Below are 16,569 nucleotides of genomic sequence, written 5' to 3' on the forward strand. Positions count from 1 at the left end.
TCACCCGGCGCTTCGCGCCGACCTCTCCCCATGGGAGAGGTGAAGCCGCATGCGCTGCGGATGCAAACCTAATCACCATGGCCCGACCCCACTGCGATGACATGCGCCGGCGGCGCCGCGGCGTAGAGGTCGGCGATCAATGCGGCGCGACAATCCAGCACCGCACGCTGGTTGACCGAGCCCTTGTCGGTCACCTCACCGCGATCGATCGACAGCGGCTCGGCAAGCAGAATCGCGCGGGTGATCCGCGTCGACGAGCCGGTCGCCTGGGCGAGGAATTTCTCGAAGCGCTCGGCGAAGGCTGCGCGGATCAGCGGATCGGCCGCCATCGCGGCAAGATCGTCGAGCGGCAATGTCGGATTGATCAGCTTGCAGCCGTCGAGATCGAGCACGACCAGCGCCGAGACCTCGTCGCGGTCGATCCCGGCGATCACCACGTCGCGCACCAGCGGCGCGCAGGCGGCGATGAATTTCGCCCGCAACGGCCCGACGCTGACCCAGGTGCCGCTGGCGAGCTTGAAGTCCTCGGAGATCCGGCCATCGAAATCGAACCCCGCGGTGAGATCGTCGGGGTTCGACGGCTTCAGCGCGTCGCCGAGCTTGTAGTAGCCCTCTTCGTCGAACGCTTTCGCGGTCAGGTCCGGCGCGCGCCAATAGCCCGGCGTGATGTTCGGCCCTTTGGCGCGAATCTCGAGCTTGCCGTTGTTGGGCACCAGCTTGGCCTCGTTGCCCGGCACCGGCAGGCCGACATGGCCGGAGCGGCTGGTCTGCGGCGTCACCGACATGAAGAACGGCGCGGTCTCGGTGGAGCCCAGCCCCGTCAGCATCGGCACCCGCGCGCCGGTTTCCATCGCGCCCAGTTCGTCGAGACCCTTCCAGACATGCGGCGCGAGACTGGCGCCGGAGAAGAACATCGCGTGCAGCTTGCTGAAGAACATTTTTCGCAAAGCAGCGTCTTCGCGCAGCACCGGCAGCAGCGACTCGTAGCCCTTCGGCACGTTGAAATACACCGTGGGCGCAATCTCGCGCAGATTGCGGATCGTCGCCGCGATGCCGGCCGGCGTCGGCTTGCCGTCGTCGAGATACATCGAGCCGCCGTTGAACAGCGTCAGCCCGATATTGTGGTTGCCGCCGAAGGTGTGATTCCACGGCAGCCAGTCGACGATCACCGGCGGCTCGTCCTTCAGAAACGCCATCGCCTCGCGGATCATCACCTGGTTGGCGCAGATCATCCGCTGGGTGTTGATCACCGCCTTGGGATTGCCGGTCGAGCCCGAAGTCAGCAGGAATTTGGCGATGGTGTCGTGGCCGATGGCGTCATGCGCCGCCGCCAGGCCCGGATGCTCCGGCGTGGCCAGCAGATCCGAGAGCTGCGTGACCCGGCGACCCGGCAACTCGCCGCGGCTGGCGGCGATCTCGACATCGGCCGGGACCTTGGCGAGGATCGCCGGCGCAAACGCCGTCACGTCATCGGCGAACACCAGGCCCGGCGTCAGCAGCTTGACGATATGGTCGAGCTTGGAAAAATCCTTCGACACCAGCGAATAAGGCGGCGACACCGGACAAACCGCGATGCCGGCATAGAGCGCGCCGAACATCACCAGCGCGTGGTCGATCGAATTGCCAGACAGGATCATCACCGGCCGCTCGGCGGACAGCCCGCGCGTCAGCAGTGCCGAGGCGATTTTTCGCGCAGCGTCGAGCATCTGCGCATAGCTGAATGTGCGCCAGCCGCCCTGCGCGTCGCGCTCGGCCATGAACACCCGATCCGGCGTCTGCTCCGCCCAGTGATGCAGCCGGTCGGTGATGCGAACCGGATAATCCGCCAGCGTCGTGGTCGACCGGACATAAACGATGCCGTCGTCGCGACGCTCGGTCGAGATCCCGATCTCGCCAAACGAAATATCCCGCAGCGGATGGACGCCACCTTGCGTAGCCTCAGCCGGAATCGCTGTCGGGTTTGTCATCGCATCCATCTCAGGTCGGACGAACCTTTGCAGTCTTGTGATCGAGAAACGCGCGAATCCGCGTCTTGGCTTCCTGGTCGCTCTGCGCCACCGTCGCCATCAATGATTCCATCAGCAACCCGGTCTGCGGATTGGCCTCGGCGATCATCGGCAGCGCCTGCAGCACCGCGAAATTGGTCAGCGGCGCGTTGGTGGCGACCCGCGCGCCGAGCTCCATCGCCTTGTCGAGCGCGCCGCCGGCTTCGGTGAGATATTGCGTGAAGCCGTGCACCACGCCGTCGGTCGCCGAGTACACCCGGCCGGTCAGCATCATGTCGGCCATCCGCGCCACCCCGATCAGCCGCGGCAGCCGCACCGAGCCGCCGCCGCCGACGAAGATGCCCCGGCTGCCTTCCGGCAGAGCGAAGTAAGCCGACGGATCGGCGACGCGGATATGCGCCGCGCAAGCGAGCTCCAGCCCGCCGCCGATCACCGCGCCCTGCAGCGCGGCGATCACCGGCACCCGGCAATATTGAATGAGGTCGAACACCCGGTGCCAGGTCTGCGAATGCACCAGCCCTTCGGTGGCGTCGCGCTCACGCAATTCGGACAGATCGAGGCCGGCGGAGAAATGCCCGCCAACGCCGTGGATCACCACGGCGCCGACATCCGCGGGAATGTCGGTGAAGCATTGCCTGATCGCCAGCATGATGCCGTCGTTCAGCGCGTTGCGCTTGGCCGGGCGATTGAGGCCGACACTGAGCACCGCGCCGACCCGGGCGATGGTCAATAGCGCGGACTCCGCGTCTGCGGCTGATGGGGCGTTTCCTGAATGCACTTTGTTAGGTCCTGTGCAGAATAGTTATAGCGTATAACGATTTCACCGGAAGTCAATGCGCCGGCGGCCTGCGCCGATCCGTCTACAATACCTGATGCACGTCGATCACCACGCGATCGGCGTGGCGCGCGGCCGAGCCGATGAACAGGTGCTGCATCAGCCATTGGTATTTCGGATGCCCGGTCTCGAATTTCGGCCTTGTGCGGAAATAGATCAACGAAGGATCGACCGGCTCGCCGCGCTTGAGCTTCTGCAGCAGTTCCACCGGCCCGAACCGGATGCCGATATTCTCGACATAGACCACCGCGCCATCATCGGTCTCGAAGGCGTATTTGGCCTCCAGCTCGATCAGCTCGTTGGGCCGCACGATCTGGAAGTCTGCCCCGAACGGCAACACCCTGCCGTTGACGCCCTCGCCTTTCACCTCGCCGCCATGGATCGGAATGATCCGCCGCACGCCGTGGCCGATCTCGCCGGCGCTGGTCACCTCGCCGATATGGGCGGTGATGGTGAAGACGTAACGGGTCTCGAGTGTCGGAGCCATGCAAACTTTCCTTTCCCTCGTCATTGCGAGCGCAGCGAAGCAATCCAGGGCTTCGTGCACTGCGCTTCTGGATTGCTTCGTCGCGGAGCCTGTGCCGGACGGCGCGGAACGCGCCGATCCGGCGCTCCTCGCAATGACGTTCAACTGGCTCATTATCCTATCATCCGTTGCGGCAGCCAGGTGGCGATCATCGGGAACAGGATCAGGATCACCAGCCGGATCAGATCCGTCACCACGAAGGGCAGCACGCCTTTGAAGATAGTCGACATGTTGACGTCCTTGATCACGCTCTTGATCACGAACACATTCATGCCGACCGGCGGGTGGATCAGCCCGAGCTCCACCGTCATCACGATAATGATGCCGAACCAGATCGGATCGAAGCCGAGCGCCATCACCACCGGGAATACGATCGGCACGGTGAGGATCACCATCGCCATCGCATCCATCAGGCAGCCGAGCACCAGATACATCAGCAGGATCAGCGCCAGCACGCCATAGGGCCCAAGCCCGAGGCCGGTGAGGAATTCGGTGACGTGCTGCGGGGTCTGGGTGATGGTGAGGAAATAGCCGAAGCACAGCGCGCCGATCAGCACGGTGAACACCGCCGCGGCGGTGCGGGTCGCCTGCAGCAGCGATTGCAGGATGCCGTCGCGGCTGAGCTTGCCGCGCGCGATCCCGATCGCGAAGGCGCCGACCGCGCCGACCGCGCCGGCCTCCATAGAGCCCGCCGATCACGAACAGGAACAGAAGCAGCGGCGACCACACGTCGCGAAACGCGATCAGCCGCTCTTTCCAGCTCGAGCGCGGACCCGCCGGCAGGAAGCCCGGCTGCACCACGCCGATAATGGCGATGGTGGTGATATGCATCGCGATCGCCAGCAGCCCCGGCAGGATGCCGGCGATGAACAATTTGCCGATGTCCTGCTGGGTGATGATGCCATAGACCGCCAGCACGGTGGACGGCGGCAGCATCGCGCCCAACGTGCCGCCGACCGCGATCACCCCGGTCGCGAAGGATTGCGGATAGTTGTAGCGCCGCATCTCCGGATAGGCCACGGCGGAGAACGTCGCGGCGGTCGCCACCGAGGAGCCGGAGATCGCCGCGAAGCCGCCGCAGGCGCAGATCGTGGCGATGCCGAGCCCACCCTTCCAGTGCCCGACAATGGTGTTGCCGGCGCGGAATAATTCACGGCTGATGCCGGACACCGAGACGAAGGCGCCCATCAGCAGGAACATCGGGATCACCCCGAAGGAATAGTCCGTCACGGTGCGCATCGTGGTCTGGCCGACCAGCTTCAGCGCCGGTTGCAAGCCGGTGAGATAGCCAAAACCGGTGACGCCGACCAGGCCCATCGCCATGCCGACCGGCACCCGCAACAGCATCAGCGCGAACAGGCTGACAAAGCCCACAAGGGCCACGACTTCGTTGCTCATCGCCTATTCCACCGGTTTGACTTTGGCGTCGTGAATATCTTCCGGATGGAAGATCAGGCGATAGGTTCTGATCGCGATCAGCAGCACCGCGGAGACGTCACCGATCCACGACACCAGAAAGAACGGCCAGATCGGGATCTGCAGATCCATGGTGACGATATGGTCGGCGCGGGTCGTCACCACCTTGTCGAACAGCGTGTAGGTCTGCACCGTCACCACGAACAGCAGAACCAAAGTGGCGAAGATGTCGATGAAGCGCTGATATTTCGGCGTGGCATTGGCCCAGACCAGATCGACGGTGATGTGGGTGCCGCGATAGCTGGTCGCCGCGATGCCCCAGAAGATCAGAATGCCGAGCATGAACTGGCCGAAATTATAATAGTCCGGAATCGTCACCGCGAAGAATTTGCGCATGAACACCGCGACGAAGGTGTTCAGCGCGACGATGCCGACGAAGAACGCCGCGATCCATTCGATCGCATCGATGAAGCGGTCCATGCCGGATTTGCGCGCGGGCGGCGCAGGCTCTGTCAACCCGATCGCGGCGTCACCGGGAATTTGCGGAGTGGCGGTCATGATTTGCTCTGCGCGAAATCGAAGAGAGCCGTCACCCTGAGGTGCCGTCGCACTCGCGGCGGCCTCGAAGGGCGATGGCGATGGCGGTCATCCGTCGCGGCTCGCGCAAGCGCGCGAGCACCGAAGAGCCTGACTGACAAAGCGATCAACATAGCGAGGCCTTCAAGGTCGTCATTGCGAGGAGCTGTTGCGACGAAGCAATCCAGTCTGTGCGCGGCGCCCCTGGATTGCTTCGCGGTCGGACGGCGCGATGCGCCGTCCTCGGCTCGCAATGACGACATCAAGCTCGATTGTGCTGGCTTCTTTTTCAGTCAGACTCTCAGAATGACGTCGTCAGGTCGCCCACCATCACAGCCCGGCGTCGTATTTCTTCAACGCCGCCTTCAGGTCGGCGTCGATCGCCACCGGATCGCCGCCCGCCTTCTTCACCGCCTCCGCCCAGCTGGCATGCAGCGGCTCGACCGCCTTCTTCCATTCGGCGAGTTGCGGCGCGGTCAGCGGATAGACCTCGTGATCTTTCAGCGCCTTCATCTTGACCCGGCCATTGGCCTCGAAATCGGTCCACGGATCGGTCACCCGCGAGGCCCATTGCGGCGTGCAATGATCGTCGATGATCTTCTTCTGGTTCGCCGACAGCGCATTATAGGCGTTCAAGCCGATATTATAGGTGAACACCGTGGTGTAGAGCGGCACATCCATGTGATACTTGACCACCTTGTCGATCCCGAACAGGAAGATCGACCCCCAGGGAAAGGTGATCGCGTCGGCGACGCCACGCTCGATCGCGTCGCGCGATTCCGGCGCCGAGGCCTGCACATTGGTGCCGCCAAACATCGTAACCATTTCGCCGATCGTCGACTGCGCCGGCCGCACCTTGAGGCCTTTGAGATCACCCGGAACCACGATCTTCTTCTTGCTGTGCAGCGTGCCGGGATCGTGGATGAAGGCGAAGCACAGCTTGGTGTCCTTCATCTCGGTCGGCGCGTATTTGTGGTACCATTCGTTCAGCGCCAGCGTGCCCTTCTTGCCGTCGGCGAACACGAAGGGAAGCTGGCCGGCGGCGGCGATCGGAAACCGGCCGGGCTGATAGCCGGGATTGACATAGGTCACCTCGGCAATACCGTCGCGCGCCATGTCATAGTGATCGAACGCCTTGCCGAGCTGTTGCGAGGGGAACACCGACATCTTGATGGTGCCGCCCGAGGCTCTCTCGATATCCTCGGCCCATTCCTTGGTGGCCGGCACCAGCGGATGCGCCGGCGGCACCCAGAGCGACACTTTCCAGTTGACGGTCTTGTCCTGCGCCAAAGCGGGCGTCACGCTGGCGGCCAATAGCAGGGCCAAAATGGCTCTTCTCATCGACGTCTCTCCCTGTGGTACGGGCTTCAAACGGCCCTTTGCAGGTATTGTTATATGATATAATCATCATTGCAAGTCTGAGCGGCGAGCCGGTTAACGGTCGCCGGGGAGACGGCGGTTGACCAATCTGAAGGCCAGCGCGATCCACGGGGGGAAACAATGCGGACACAGATCGCAATCATCGGCGCGGGGCCGGCGGGACTGTTGCTCGGGCAGTTGCTGCACCAATACGGCATCGACAACGTCATTCTCGAGCGCAAGGATCCGGACTACGTGCTGTCGCGAATCCGCGCCGGCGTGCTGGAACAGAGCGCGGTCGCGCTGCTCGACGAGGCCGGCGTCGGTGGGCGATTGCACCATGAAGGCCTGGTGCATGACGGCATCGAGATCGCGTTCGGCGGCACCCGCCATCGCATTGACCTGAAACAGGCCTGCGGCCAGAGCGTCACGGTCTACGGCCAGACCGAGGTGACCCGCGACCTGATGGAGGCGCGCGCGGCGGCCGGGCTGACCACGATTTACGACGCCGCCGATGTCAGCCTGCACGATTTCGACGGCGAGCATCCCACGGTGCGCTATATCAAGCACGGCGTCAGCCATGAGCTGTCCTGCGATTTCATCGCCGGCTGCGATGGCTTCCACGGCGTCAGCCGGCAGAGCGTGCCCGCCAGCGCAGTGCACAATTTCGAGCGGGTCTATCCGTTCGGCTGGCTCGGCCTGTTGTCCGAGACCCCGCCGGTGTCGCCGGAACTGATCTATACCAATCATCCGCGCGGCTTTGCGCTGTGCTCGATGCGCTCGACCCATCGCAGCCGCTATTACGTGCAGTGCTCGCTCGACGACGACATCGCGCAATGGTCCGACGACCGGTTCTGGGGCGAGTTGAAACGCCGGCTCGATCCGCAGGCCGCCGATCACTTGGTCACCGGCCCCTCGATCGAAAAGAGCATCGCACCGCTGCGCAGCTTCGTCGCCGAGCCGATGCGGTTCGGAAAACTGTTCCTGGCCGGCGACGCCGCCCATATCGTGCCGCCGACCGGCGCCAAGGGGCTCAACCTCGCGGCCTCCGACGTGCATTATCTGTCGACGGCGTTGCGCGAATTCTATGGCGAGAAATCCTCGGCCGGGATCGATGCTTATTCGGGCCGCGCGCTCCAGCGGATCTGGAAGGCCGAACGCTTCTCCTGGTGGATGACCTCGATGCTGCACCGCTTCCCCGACAGCGACGGCTTCAGCGGCCGCATCCAGAGCGCCGAACTGGACTATCTGATCGGCTCGCAAGCCGCGACCGCCTCGCTGGCGGAGAATTATGTGGGACTGCCATATTGAGCACGGCGCCTGAGATGTCCTCGCGTCAACCACCGCCCTCATCCTGAGAGTCTGACTCAAAACGCGATCAAGAGATCAAGCCTTCAAGGTCGTCATTGCGAGGAGCACTTGCGACGAAGCAATCCAGTCCTCGCTTGGCGCCCCTGGATTTCGCTTCGCTCGCAATGACGAACTCAAGGCACCCATTCAACGATCGAGAATCATCTCACCGCGAAGCCCTCTTCACCTCTCCCCACCGGGGAGAGGTCGGATTGCGCAGCAATCCGGGTGAGGGGTTACGGCGTCACGAGAGGCTTTACCCCTCCCCCAGCCCTCTCCCCATGGGAGAGGGAGCGCGTTTCCGATGCCGCGCTTGAGCCGGCATCGCCGCCTGGCGCGCCGGAATGACGAATTCGAGACACCCATTCAACGACCAGGAATCACCTCACCGCGAATCCGTCTTCACCTCTCCCCACCGGGGAGAGATCGGCGCGTAGCGCCGGGTGAGGGGGGACGGCCTGCCTATGGAAGTGTCCCCTCCCCCAACCCTCTCCCTATAAGAGAGAGCGCGTTTGCGATGCCGCGCTGTTTCTTCCGCGGGAGCGGCTCTCATCCCGCGCGGCTTCAGCCCAGCACCGGCAATTCGATCACGTCGTAGCCGTGGCGGATCACGCGGCCGAGCACCGGGTCCTCGATCTCGAAATCAAATCGCGTCGCCGGCCTGATCCCGCCCTTGGCGGCGAAGGTGCCGCCGAACAATGCGCAGCCGTCGGGCAGCCCGGTGCCGCCGAAGCCGCGCGCGATCAACTCGTCGACCGGCAGCATGCCGTCGAGCTTGCCTTCCTGATACAGCAGCCGCGCGCCGCCGATGGTGGCGAAGGAGCGCAGCACGATCGCGTCCCAATGATCGGCGAGCTCGGCGAAGTCCCACAGCTGCGGCGCGATCGGCTTGTCGCACATCTGCTTGGACACCGTGATGTTGTAGGTTTCGACCTTGCGGTCGGTGTGATCGGAGCCGACGCCGACCAGAATGCGGCCTTGCGCGCCGATCAGCACGAATTCGACCTCGCCGCTGGACTCACCGCCGCTGCATTCGATGCTGGCCGTGGTGGTCAGCCGCGCGGCGGCGACCCGGTAGTAGATCGGCGTCGAGGCCGGGCGCGCGATGCCGATGGCTTCGAGCTCGGCGATGTGATGATCGCGCGCCACCGGATCGCGGCCGGTCCAGCCGGCGATCACCGTCTGGGTGATCGGCAGCGTCATTGGCGTGCGGGCGCCGTTGGCGTCCAGCGTGAAGGTGATGTCAACCACGGATGATGTCTTCCATTCCTGCCGCGAGTTCGAAAATCCGCCGGTCGGAGCCGCCGATGCCGGCCAGCATCAGCCCGACCGGAACCTCACCGTCGCGATGGCACGGCAGCGAAATCGCGCAGCCGTCGATCATGTTGAACAGCGTGCAGTTGCGCAAGGCCAGCAGATTGGCCTTGGTGAACGCATTGTCGTCGGCCATCTCGGCGATCGTCGGCGGGGTGTTGGCGGTGGTCGGCAGCACCAGCGCGTCATAGGGCGCGATCCGCTGGCTGGCGCGGGCGATCAGCGATTTGCGCGCCTGGATCAGGTCGACATAATCGGCGGCACTCTGGCTCTCGCCGCGCAGGATGCGGCTGCGCACCCGCGGATCGTAGACGTCGCCCTGGGCGACGATCAAAAACCGATGCCAGGCATAGCTTTCGGCGGCGGTGAGGCCGCCCTTGGCGCTCATCGGCGCGATGTCGAGAAATTCCGGCACCGCGATCCGTTCGATCAGCGCGCCATGGTCCGACAGAAGCCCCAGCGCACGCTCGAACGCCGAAGCCACCGCATCGTCGAGCTCGTCGAGCGCCAATGTGGTCGGCACCGCCAGGCGCATCCCGGCGATCCGGCGCGGCCGCAACGGCGTCACCTTCTCGTCGGCCAGCACCGCGTCCAGCGTGGCGCAGCAGGCCACGCTGCGCGCCAGGGGACCGATGCTGTCGAGGCTGAACGACAGCGGCACCGAGCCGTCGAGCGGCACCCGGCTCTGGGTCGGCTTGAAGCCGACGATGCCGTTGAACGCCGCCGGAATCCGGCACGAGCCGCCGGTGTCGGTGCCCAGCGTCGCATGCGACATGCCGTCGGCGACCGAGACCGCGCCGCCCGCCGAGGAGCCGCCGGGGACATGGCCGATCTGGCGCTGCCAGGTGCTTTTCGGCGTGCCGTAATGCGGGTTGATGCCGATCCCCGAATAGGCGAATTCGGTCATGTTGGTGCGCCCGATCACCACGAAGCCGGCGCGGCGCAACCGCGCCACCGTGGGCGCATCGGCGTCCGCCGGCGGATTGTCATCGAGCGCGCGCGACCCGGCGCGGGTGACCTGTCCCTTGATGTCGAACAGATCCTTGATCGACACCGGAATGCCGGCAAAGGGCGACGGCGCCGCCTTGACGGCGCGCAGCCGGTCCATCGCCTCGGCGGCTTCGATCGCCGCCTTTGTATCGACGTGAACGAAGGCGCGCGCGCCCTCGCCGCTCGGGTCGGCGATCCTGGCCAGGCATTGATCGACCAATTGGCGCGCACTGGTGCGGCCGGCGTCGAGATCGGCCGCGAGCGCGGCGAGCGTGGGAAGCGAGGTCATGGATCATCCTGTTCAGCGTGGTCGATCTGCGGGCCGCGGGGCCAAGTGATGTCGGCTGCGCCCACCGCCCCGCATTGTCCATGGCTGTTTCACCACAAATTGCAACGCCGTGACATCGGGAAATTCCGCGCCACGCCCCGCGGGCAGCGCCGCCGCCGGGCGCAACCCGACCTGAGCGGTTGCAACCGCCCGAAGCTGACCGCCCTGCGCGCTGTGCGTCCAGCAGATACGGCCATGCGTTGCGCTGCGGGGCGTTGACGCTGCCGGGTCAAATGTCGCATCAAGACCGCAATCAACGGGCCCGCAGCCCGATTTGCAGGGAGAGAATAAATATGGCCGAACCCGCCCGCGCCAAACCCAAACCCACACCCGAGACCCAGCATTTCTGGGATGGCACCAATGCCGGCGAATTGCGGCTGCAGCGCTGTGACGATTGCGCCAATGTATATTTCCCGCCGCGGCCGTTCTGCCCGGCCTGCGGCTGCCGCAAGGTCAGCGTGTTCAAGGCCTCCGGCAAGGCCAAGCTCTACAGCTATGTCATCAATCACCGTCCCGCCGCGCCCGGCTTCACCCCGCCTTACGCGATCGCGGTGGTCGAGCTCGACGAAGGTCCGCGGATGATGAGCAACATCCTGGATTGTCCGCAGACGCCGGAGGCGCTCGAACTCGACATGAAACTGGAAGTGGCATTCGAGAAGCTCGACGACCAGATCACCCTTCCGCAATTCCGCCCGGCGAAAGGCTGAGATCATGCGCAGAAATCAAGTTGCCGTCGTCGGCGCCGCCGAGACCACCGAACTCGGCGTCATTCCCAATATGTCGCAGCTGCAGCTGCATGCCGATGCCGCGCTCAACGCGATGGCCGATTGCGGGCTGAAGCCGTCCGACATCGACGGCGTCGCCACCGCGGTCGAGACCCCGCAGCAGATCGCTCATTATCTCGGCATCACGCCGACCTGGGTCGATGGGACCTCGGTCGGCGGCTGTTCGTTCATGCTGCACGTCCGCCATGCCGCGGCGGCAATCGAGGCCGGGTTGTGCAAGACCGTGCTGATCACCCATGCCGAAAGCGGCAAGTCGATGATCGGCAAGCAGCCGCGCTTCACCCCGCCCGACAGCCTCAACGGCCAGTTCGAGGCGCCGTTCGGCGTCTATGGCCCGCCCAGCATGTTCCCGATCCCGGTGCTGCGCTACATGAAGACCCACGGCATCACCCATGAGCAGATCGCCATGGTGGCGGTGGTGCAGCGTGAATGGGCGGCGAAGAATCCCCGCGCCACGATGAAGAAGCCGATCACCGTCGAGGACGTGCTGAACTCCAAGATGATCGCCTATCCGTTCCGCATCCTGCAATGCTGCCTGGTCACCGATGGCGGCGGCGCCCTGATCCTCACGTCAGCGGAGCGAGCGAAGGACTTCAAGACAAAACCGGTCTATATCCTCGGCACCGGCGAGAGCGTCGAGACCCCGATGGTCAGCCAGATGCAGACCTTCGACTCCTCGCGCGCGTTCCGCACCGCGGGTCCCACCGCCTTCAAGGAAGCCGGGATTTCGCACAGCGACGTCGATCATCTGATGATCTACGACGCCTTCGCGCATCTGCCGCTCTACGGCCTCGGCGATCTCGGCTTCATGCCGCATGAAGAGACCGGCAAATTCATCGCCGACGGCAATACGCGGCCCGGCGGCAAGCTGCCGCTCAACACCAATGGCGGCGGCCTAAGCTACATGCATTCCGGCATGTACGGCATGTACGCCCTCCAGGAGAGCGTGCGGCAGATGCGCGGCATCGCGCCGGCGCAGGTGCCGGGCGCCAAGATCTCGGTCTGCCACGGCGTCGGCGGCATGTTCGCAGCGTCGGGCACGATCATCTTCACCAACGAGGCATAGCCATCGTTCCGGGATGCAGGTCGGCCGGCGGCTGGCCTGCAGGCCCGGAATCCCGAGCTGATCAACCATCTCTGGATTCCGGGTTCACTCGCGGCTAACGCCGCTCGCGCCCCGGAATGACAGCCAACAATCAGACCGAAACAACGGGAGCAAACAATCATGTCCACCACCAAATCACTCGACGGCAAAGTCATCGTCGTCACCGGCGCCGGGCGCGGCATCGGCCGCGAGATCGCGCTGCTGGCCGCCGCCGAGGGCGCCAAGGTCGTCGTCAACGATCCCGGCGTCGCCGCCGACGGCTCCGGCACCGACGCCGCGCCGGCCGACGAGGTGGTCGAGGAGATCAAGAAGCGCGGCGGCACCGCAATCGCCAATTTCGAGACCGTCGCCGAAGCCGTCCCGGCCAGCAAGATCATCAAGATGGCGGTCGACACCTATGGCAAGCTCGACGGCGTGGTGAACAATGCCGGCATCCTGCGCGACGCGATCTTTCACCGCATGAGCATCGACGCCTTCGAGCAGGTGATCAAGGTGCATCTGATGGGCTCGTTCTACACCTCGCATGCCGCGGCGCGCCTGTTCCGCGAGCAGGAGAGCGGCAGTTTCGTGCACTTCACTTCGACCTCGGGGCTGATCGGCAATTTCGGCCAGGCCAACTACGCCGCCGCCAAGCTCGGCATCGTCGGCCTGTCGAAATCGATCGCGCTCGACATGAACCGCTTCAACGTCCGCTCCAATTGCGTCTCGCCCTTCGCCTGGAGCCGGCTGATCGGCACCATTCCGACCGAGACGGAAGACGAAAAGGCGCGCGTGGCCCGGATGCAGCAGATGGGCCCGGAGAAGATCGCGCCGCTGTCGGTATTCCTGCTCAGCGACGCCGCCAAGGATGTCACCGGGCAGATCTTCGCGGTGCGGATGAACGAGATCTTCCTGATGGGTCAGTCGCGGCCGCTGCGCTCGATCCACCGCGACGGCGGCTGGACCTGCCAGACTATCGCCGAACACGGCATGCCGGCGCTGAAATCGTCGTTCTACAAGCTCGACCGCTCGGCCGACATCTTCAACTGGGATGCGATCTGAGCGGCGACCACAGACAGGTGTCCCGGGCGCGGCGCAGCACATCGTGCTGCTGCGCTGAACCGGGACCCCCGCTACGCTGCCGGGCCAAGCCGTTGCCGCCCAAGCGGGGCCCCGGATCAGCAGCGCACCGCGCCGCTGCGCGACGCGTTGCGCAGCATCCGGGGCACGGGGCTCGATTTCGATGAAGCGCCTCGCCGTAACGCTGCTGCCCAACGCGCAGGACGGCGTCGGGCGCCCGGCACGCCGCTGCTACTTCACCACGAACTCGATGCGGCGATTCTGCGCGCGCCCTTCCGGGGTTTTGTTGGAGGCGAGTGGCTTGTCGGCGCCATAGCCTGCCGCGGAGAGTTTGGCCGAGCCGATCCCGATCTTGCTCAGCCGACCGACCACGGCTTCGGCGCGGCGCTGCGACAAGGCCTGATTGCGCGCCTTCTGTCCCGCTGAATCGGTGTAGCCCGCAACCTCGATCGCAGCATCCGGGCAGCGCGCGACCACGGCGGCCAATTGGGCCAGCACCGGCAGCGAGTCCTTGTCGAGTTCGGCGCTACCGCGCTCGAAATTGATTTTCTGCTGAGCCGTCAGCGCCAGTATTTCCGCCTGGCAGGCCGGGGCATCGAGCATCGGCGGCGCAGTCGCAATCGCCGGCTTGGCGATGGTGAGATTTGCGGAATCCGCATTTGCCAGCTGCTGGGATGTATCCGTCTCAGGTTTGTCGGCGGCCTCCTTCGCTGCAGCCTCTTTGGCTGCTGCTTCCTTGACGGCAGTCTCCTTGGCAGCAACTTCCCTCGCCGCCGCTTCGGCCGCCGCGGCGGCCTTCGCCTCGGTGGCGGCCTTGACCGCCGCGTCTGCGGCCTTCGCCTTCGCGGCAGCCTCGGCTGCCGCCATGGCTTGCGCGCTCGCCGCCGCCTCTGCCCGTGCTGCAGCTTCGGCCCTGGCCGCGGCCTCGGCTTTGGCGGCCTCCAACCTGGCGACCGTCTTGGCCGCCAGCGCAGCGCCGCTGAGGCTGTCGACATCCGCGACCAGGCGGACGCCCGGCACCTGGCGAATTTCCTTGATCAGTTCGGCGCGCTTGGCGACGTCGGTCGGCAGCAACACGTCGCGCCCGGCGACGTCGATATCGAGCGGATCGCCGCCCGCATTCTCCACCGCCGCGGCGACGTGTATGCGCAGCGCGGGCTCGATCGTCGGATAGGCCACGATGGCGAAGACCAGCCAGATCAGGCCGGTCGCAAACAGCCCGATCCACCAGCCCTCATAGCGCACCGGCATCAACCGCACCGCAGCCCCGCCGACGAGGCTTCCGGCCAGATAGGCGATGATCAGCGCGCAAGCAGCTTCCAGCAATAATCCGGGCCTGCCGTCAATGGTCCGCGCGACGATCAGCACGATCAGCACGGCAAGAACCACGCCGACCCGCTTCAGCCAAAAATCCGCGAGATCCGCAGCCCAATTCAATCGGTTCGACAGCAGCGGGGTGACCACACCAGCAACCAGTGCGACCGCGAGCCAAATCCAGTAATGCGTCAGCAGGTATAACATCGGGAGCGTCCTTATCGTCGGCGATCGAACGAGACGTCAGCGGAGCATTGCGTGGGAGCGCCCGATGCTGTCCGGCCAATCCTGCAGCTATCAAAACCCAAGGCCCGCAAGCCATCGCCATCGCGATTGGCTGTGAGCATGTCTCAATAACGTTGTTGGCCCACCCGCAGCTATCCTGACTAAAGTTTGAACTGAGTGGCGACATGCCTCTGCGGCAGGCAATTACCTGGCAATCCGGCCGCGAACTAACTACCGCGCTACCAAATAGTAGCCGGGTATGGCAGCGCGGGCCGGCAATCGATCGTGCCCAAGACGGCTCGACCGATCTGACGATCTGGCGCACCACGCAAAAAAGGAGGCGACCCGCGGGCCGCCTCCTTGGTTCTCAGTCTCGGTTTGGTCTGCTTAGTGCAGCAGCATGATGAGGATGATGAGAGGAATCGGAATTCCGACCAGCCACAAGAGAATTGGCATTATTTCGCTCCTTCGGTTGAGAGAGTGTTGCGGTTGCGGGCGTTCTTGCCCCATGTCCCATCGCGCATGCCGCCACCTTCGGTGGCCGCCAGCGCCGCCGAGAAGGCGCCGATGAACAGCGACAGCGTCAGCCAAATCGAAATCTGCTGGCCGGCCTTGCGGGCCTTTTCCAGATTAGCCTTGATGGTGTTGGTGACCTCGGTGACGCGGGTCTCGGCTTCGGCCGGGCTGAGCCCGGTTCGCGCCGCCACCACCTTGGTCAGATAGCTGCGGTCGGCTGCACTGAGATCGCTGCCGTCGCGGAAGCTCGCGGTCAGCAGCCGCTGCAATTCGCCGCGATTATCAGTCGCGCCGGCACTGGTCTGGGCCGCAGGATCGGCGCGCAGCAAGGTGTCGATATAGCCGTCCATCGGTCCGGCACTTTGCGCCGCCACCTGGGTTGCGGCCGATCCGGCGCCGCCGATCAATGCGCCGGCCGGAGCCGCCAGCAAGGCAGCGCCCACAATGGTCGCGGCCGCCCAAGCCAGCAGGCCGTGCGCAGTGTCACGAAAATAGACTTCGGTGCTGTGCACGCCGACCCATTTGGTCCGCAACCGGCCAGCCAGATAGCCGCCGACAGCCGAGGAAATCATCGCGATGACGATAAAATACAGCCCGGTGCCAATCTTGAACGTAGTCGCCGACACGCCGGAATGTCCCCACGGGGAAACCACCGAGAAACCCACACCTGCTCCGAACGACAACATCACCAGCGTCAGCGCGCAGGACGCCACCGCACCGGCCAGGATCGCAGCCCATGACACCCCCGATACCGAGGGCTCGATCACATCGGCCCGCACGGCCGTCGCAAAACCTTGTTCCATCATCAACTCCAGCGGCCCTGATTAGCCGTCGGTAGAATGTCGGAGTGCGATGATTGTTCCAG

The 16,569-nt window shown here is 64.8% G+C and carries 13 protein-coding genes and 1 pseudogene; 4 read left to right on the plus strand and 10 right to left on the minus strand.

The window, feature by feature from the left end; all coding sequences use genetic code 11:
• Positions 1-68 precede the first annotated feature (68 nt).
• The 6 genes and pseudogenes from RBJ75_RS11355 to RBJ75_RS11380 all read right to left on the minus strand — a co-directional run bounded on the left by RBJ75_RS11355 (position 69) and on the right by RBJ75_RS11380 (position 6,700).
• Positions 69-1,976: a feruloyl-CoA synthase gene (locus tag RBJ75_RS11355; protein ID WP_276156663.1), complete on the minus strand. Its 1,908-nt coding sequence runs from the start codon at positions 1,974-1,976 to the stop codon at positions 69-71.
• Between the two features lies 1 nt (position 1,977).
• Positions 1,978-2,784 (minus strand): crotonase/enoyl-CoA hydratase family protein, encoded by an 807-nt coding sequence (locus tag RBJ75_RS11360; RefSeq protein ID WP_411194503.1) that lies wholly within the window; start codon positions 2,782-2,784, stop codon positions 1,978-1,980.
• Between the two features lie 82 nt (positions 2,785-2,866).
• Positions 2,867-3,328 (minus strand): DUF3237 domain-containing protein, encoded by a 462-nt coding sequence (locus RBJ75_RS11365; protein WP_044418987.1) that lies wholly within the window; start codon positions 3,326-3,328, stop codon positions 2,867-2,869.
• A 152-nt stretch (positions 3,329-3,480) separates the two neighbouring features.
• Positions 3,481-4,765 (minus strand): annotated as a pseudogene (locus RBJ75_RS11370) (TRAP transporter large permease).
• A gap of 3 nt (positions 4,766-4,768) precedes the next feature.
• The gene (locus RBJ75_RS11375) at positions 4,769-5,263 is read right to left on the minus strand and encodes a TRAP transporter small permease (RefSeq protein WP_044414668.1); all 495 of its coding nucleotides are present in this window, start codon (positions 5,261-5,263) and stop codon (positions 4,769-4,771) included.
• 426 nt (positions 5,264-5,689) lie between these two features.
• Positions 5,690-6,700 (minus strand): TRAP transporter substrate-binding protein, encoded by a 1,011-nt coding sequence (locus RBJ75_RS11380; protein ID WP_044414584.1) that lies wholly within the window; start codon positions 6,698-6,700, stop codon positions 5,690-5,692.
• A gap of 159 nt (positions 6,701-6,859) precedes the next feature.
• Here RBJ75_RS11380 and pobA point away from each other — a divergent pair, with 159 nt between their 5' ends.
• Positions 6,860-8,029 (plus strand): 4-hydroxybenzoate 3-monooxygenase, encoded by a 1,170-nt coding sequence (pobA, locus tag RBJ75_RS11385; RefSeq protein WP_044414585.1) that lies wholly within the window; start codon positions 6,860-6,862, stop codon positions 8,027-8,029.
• Between the two features lie 603 nt (positions 8,030-8,632).
• On the opposite strand, the gene RBJ75_RS11390 is transcribed toward pobA, so the two are convergent.
• Together RBJ75_RS11390 and RBJ75_RS11395 are read right to left on the minus strand one after the other, a co-directional pair.
• Positions 8,633-9,319: a DUF2848 domain-containing protein gene (locus RBJ75_RS11390; RefSeq protein WP_044416914.1), complete on the minus strand. Its 687-nt coding sequence runs from the start codon at positions 9,317-9,319 to the stop codon at positions 8,633-8,635.
• On the minus strand, positions 9,312-10,661 hold the full coding sequence (locus RBJ75_RS11395; RefSeq protein ID WP_044416912.1) for an amidase: 1,350 nt from the start codon (positions 10,659-10,661) through the stop codon (positions 9,312-9,314). The genes RBJ75_RS11390 and RBJ75_RS11395 overlap by 8 nt, the downstream gene beginning before the upstream one ends.
• A 332-nt stretch (positions 10,662-10,993) precedes the next feature.
• Here RBJ75_RS11395 and RBJ75_RS11400 point away from each other — a divergent pair, with 332 nt between their 5' ends.
• From RBJ75_RS11400 to RBJ75_RS11410, 3 genes are all read left to right on the plus strand, one after another.
• The gene (locus tag RBJ75_RS11400; RefSeq protein ID WP_044416910.1) at positions 10,994-11,407 is read left to right on the plus strand and encodes a Zn-ribbon domain-containing OB-fold protein; all 414 of its coding nucleotides are present in this window, start codon (positions 10,994-10,996) and stop codon (positions 11,405-11,407) included.
• A 4-nt stretch (positions 11,408-11,411) separates the two neighbouring features.
• On the plus strand, positions 11,412-12,551 hold the full coding sequence (locus RBJ75_RS11405) for a thiolase C-terminal domain-containing protein (protein ID WP_044416908.1): 1,140 nt from the start codon (positions 11,412-11,414) through the stop codon (positions 12,549-12,551).
• Between the two features lie 159 nt (positions 12,552-12,710).
• Positions 12,711-13,631: an SDR family NAD(P)-dependent oxidoreductase gene (locus RBJ75_RS11410; RefSeq protein ID WP_317528996.1), complete on the plus strand. Its 921-nt coding sequence runs from the start codon at positions 12,711-12,713 to the stop codon at positions 13,629-13,631.
• A 249-nt stretch (positions 13,632-13,880) separates the two neighbouring features.
• Here RBJ75_RS11410 and RBJ75_RS11415 read toward each other — a convergent pair whose 3' ends face one another.
• Together RBJ75_RS11415 and RBJ75_RS11420 are read right to left on the minus strand one after the other, a co-directional pair.
• A complete protein-coding gene (locus RBJ75_RS11415; RefSeq protein WP_044411358.1) occupies positions 13,881-15,170 on the minus strand; it encodes an OmpA family protein in 1,290 nt (429 codons plus the stop codon).
• A 473-nt stretch (positions 15,171-15,643) separates the two neighbouring features.
• Positions 15,644-16,507, minus strand: a complete 864-nt coding sequence (locus RBJ75_RS11420; RefSeq protein ID WP_044411355.1) for a hypothetical protein — start codon at positions 16,505-16,507, stop codon at positions 15,644-15,646.
• Positions 16,508-16,569 lie beyond the last annotated feature (62 nt).

The organism is Rhodopseudomonas sp. BAL398 (assembly GCF_033001325.1).
Lineage (GTDB): Bacteria > Pseudomonadota > Alphaproteobacteria > Rhizobiales > Xanthobacteraceae > JARJEH01.

What these genes read in the sequence shown, in the direction of transcription:
- RBJ75_RS11355 (WP_276156663.1), bottom strand. Translation starts at nt 1,976, where the DNA reads ATGGATGCGATGACAAACCCGACAGCGATTCCGGCTGAGGCTACGCAA.
- RBJ75_RS11420 (WP_044411355.1), bottom strand. Translation starts at nt 16,507, where the DNA reads ATGGAACAAGGTTTTGCGACGGCCGTGCGGGCCGATGTGATCGAGCCC.
- RBJ75_RS11405 (WP_044416908.1), top strand. Translation starts at nt 11,412, where the DNA reads ATGCGCAGAAATCAAGTTGCCGTCGTCGGCGCCGCCGAGACCACCGAA.
- pobA (WP_044414585.1), top strand. Translation starts at nt 6,860, where the DNA reads ATGCGGACACAGATCGCAATCATCGGCGCGGGGCCGGCGGGACTGTTG.
- RBJ75_RS11415 (WP_044411358.1), bottom strand. Translation starts at nt 15,170, where the DNA reads ATGTTATACCTGCTGACGCATTACTGGATTTGGCTCGCGGTCGCACTG.
- RBJ75_RS11410 (WP_317528996.1), top strand. Translation starts at nt 12,711, where the DNA reads ATGTCCACCACCAAATCACTCGACGGCAAAGTCATCGTCGTCACCGGC.
- RBJ75_RS11375 (WP_044414668.1), bottom strand. Translation starts at nt 5,263, where the DNA reads ATGGACCGCTTCATCGATGCGATCGAATGGATCGCGGCGTTCTTCGTC.
- RBJ75_RS11380 (WP_044414584.1), bottom strand. Translation starts at nt 6,700, where the DNA reads ATGAGAAGAGCCATTTTGGCCCTGCTATTGGCCGCCAGCGTGACGCCC.
- RBJ75_RS11400 (WP_044416910.1), top strand. Translation starts at nt 10,994, where the DNA reads ATGGCCGAACCCGCCCGCGCCAAACCCAAACCCACACCCGAGACCCAG.
- RBJ75_RS11395 (WP_044416912.1), bottom strand. Translation starts at nt 10,661, where the DNA reads ATGACCTCGCTTCCCACGCTCGCCGCGCTCGCGGCCGATCTCGACGCC.
- RBJ75_RS11365 (WP_044418987.1), bottom strand. Translation starts at nt 3,328, where the DNA reads ATGGCTCCGACACTCGAGACCCGTTACGTCTTCACCATCACCGCCCAT.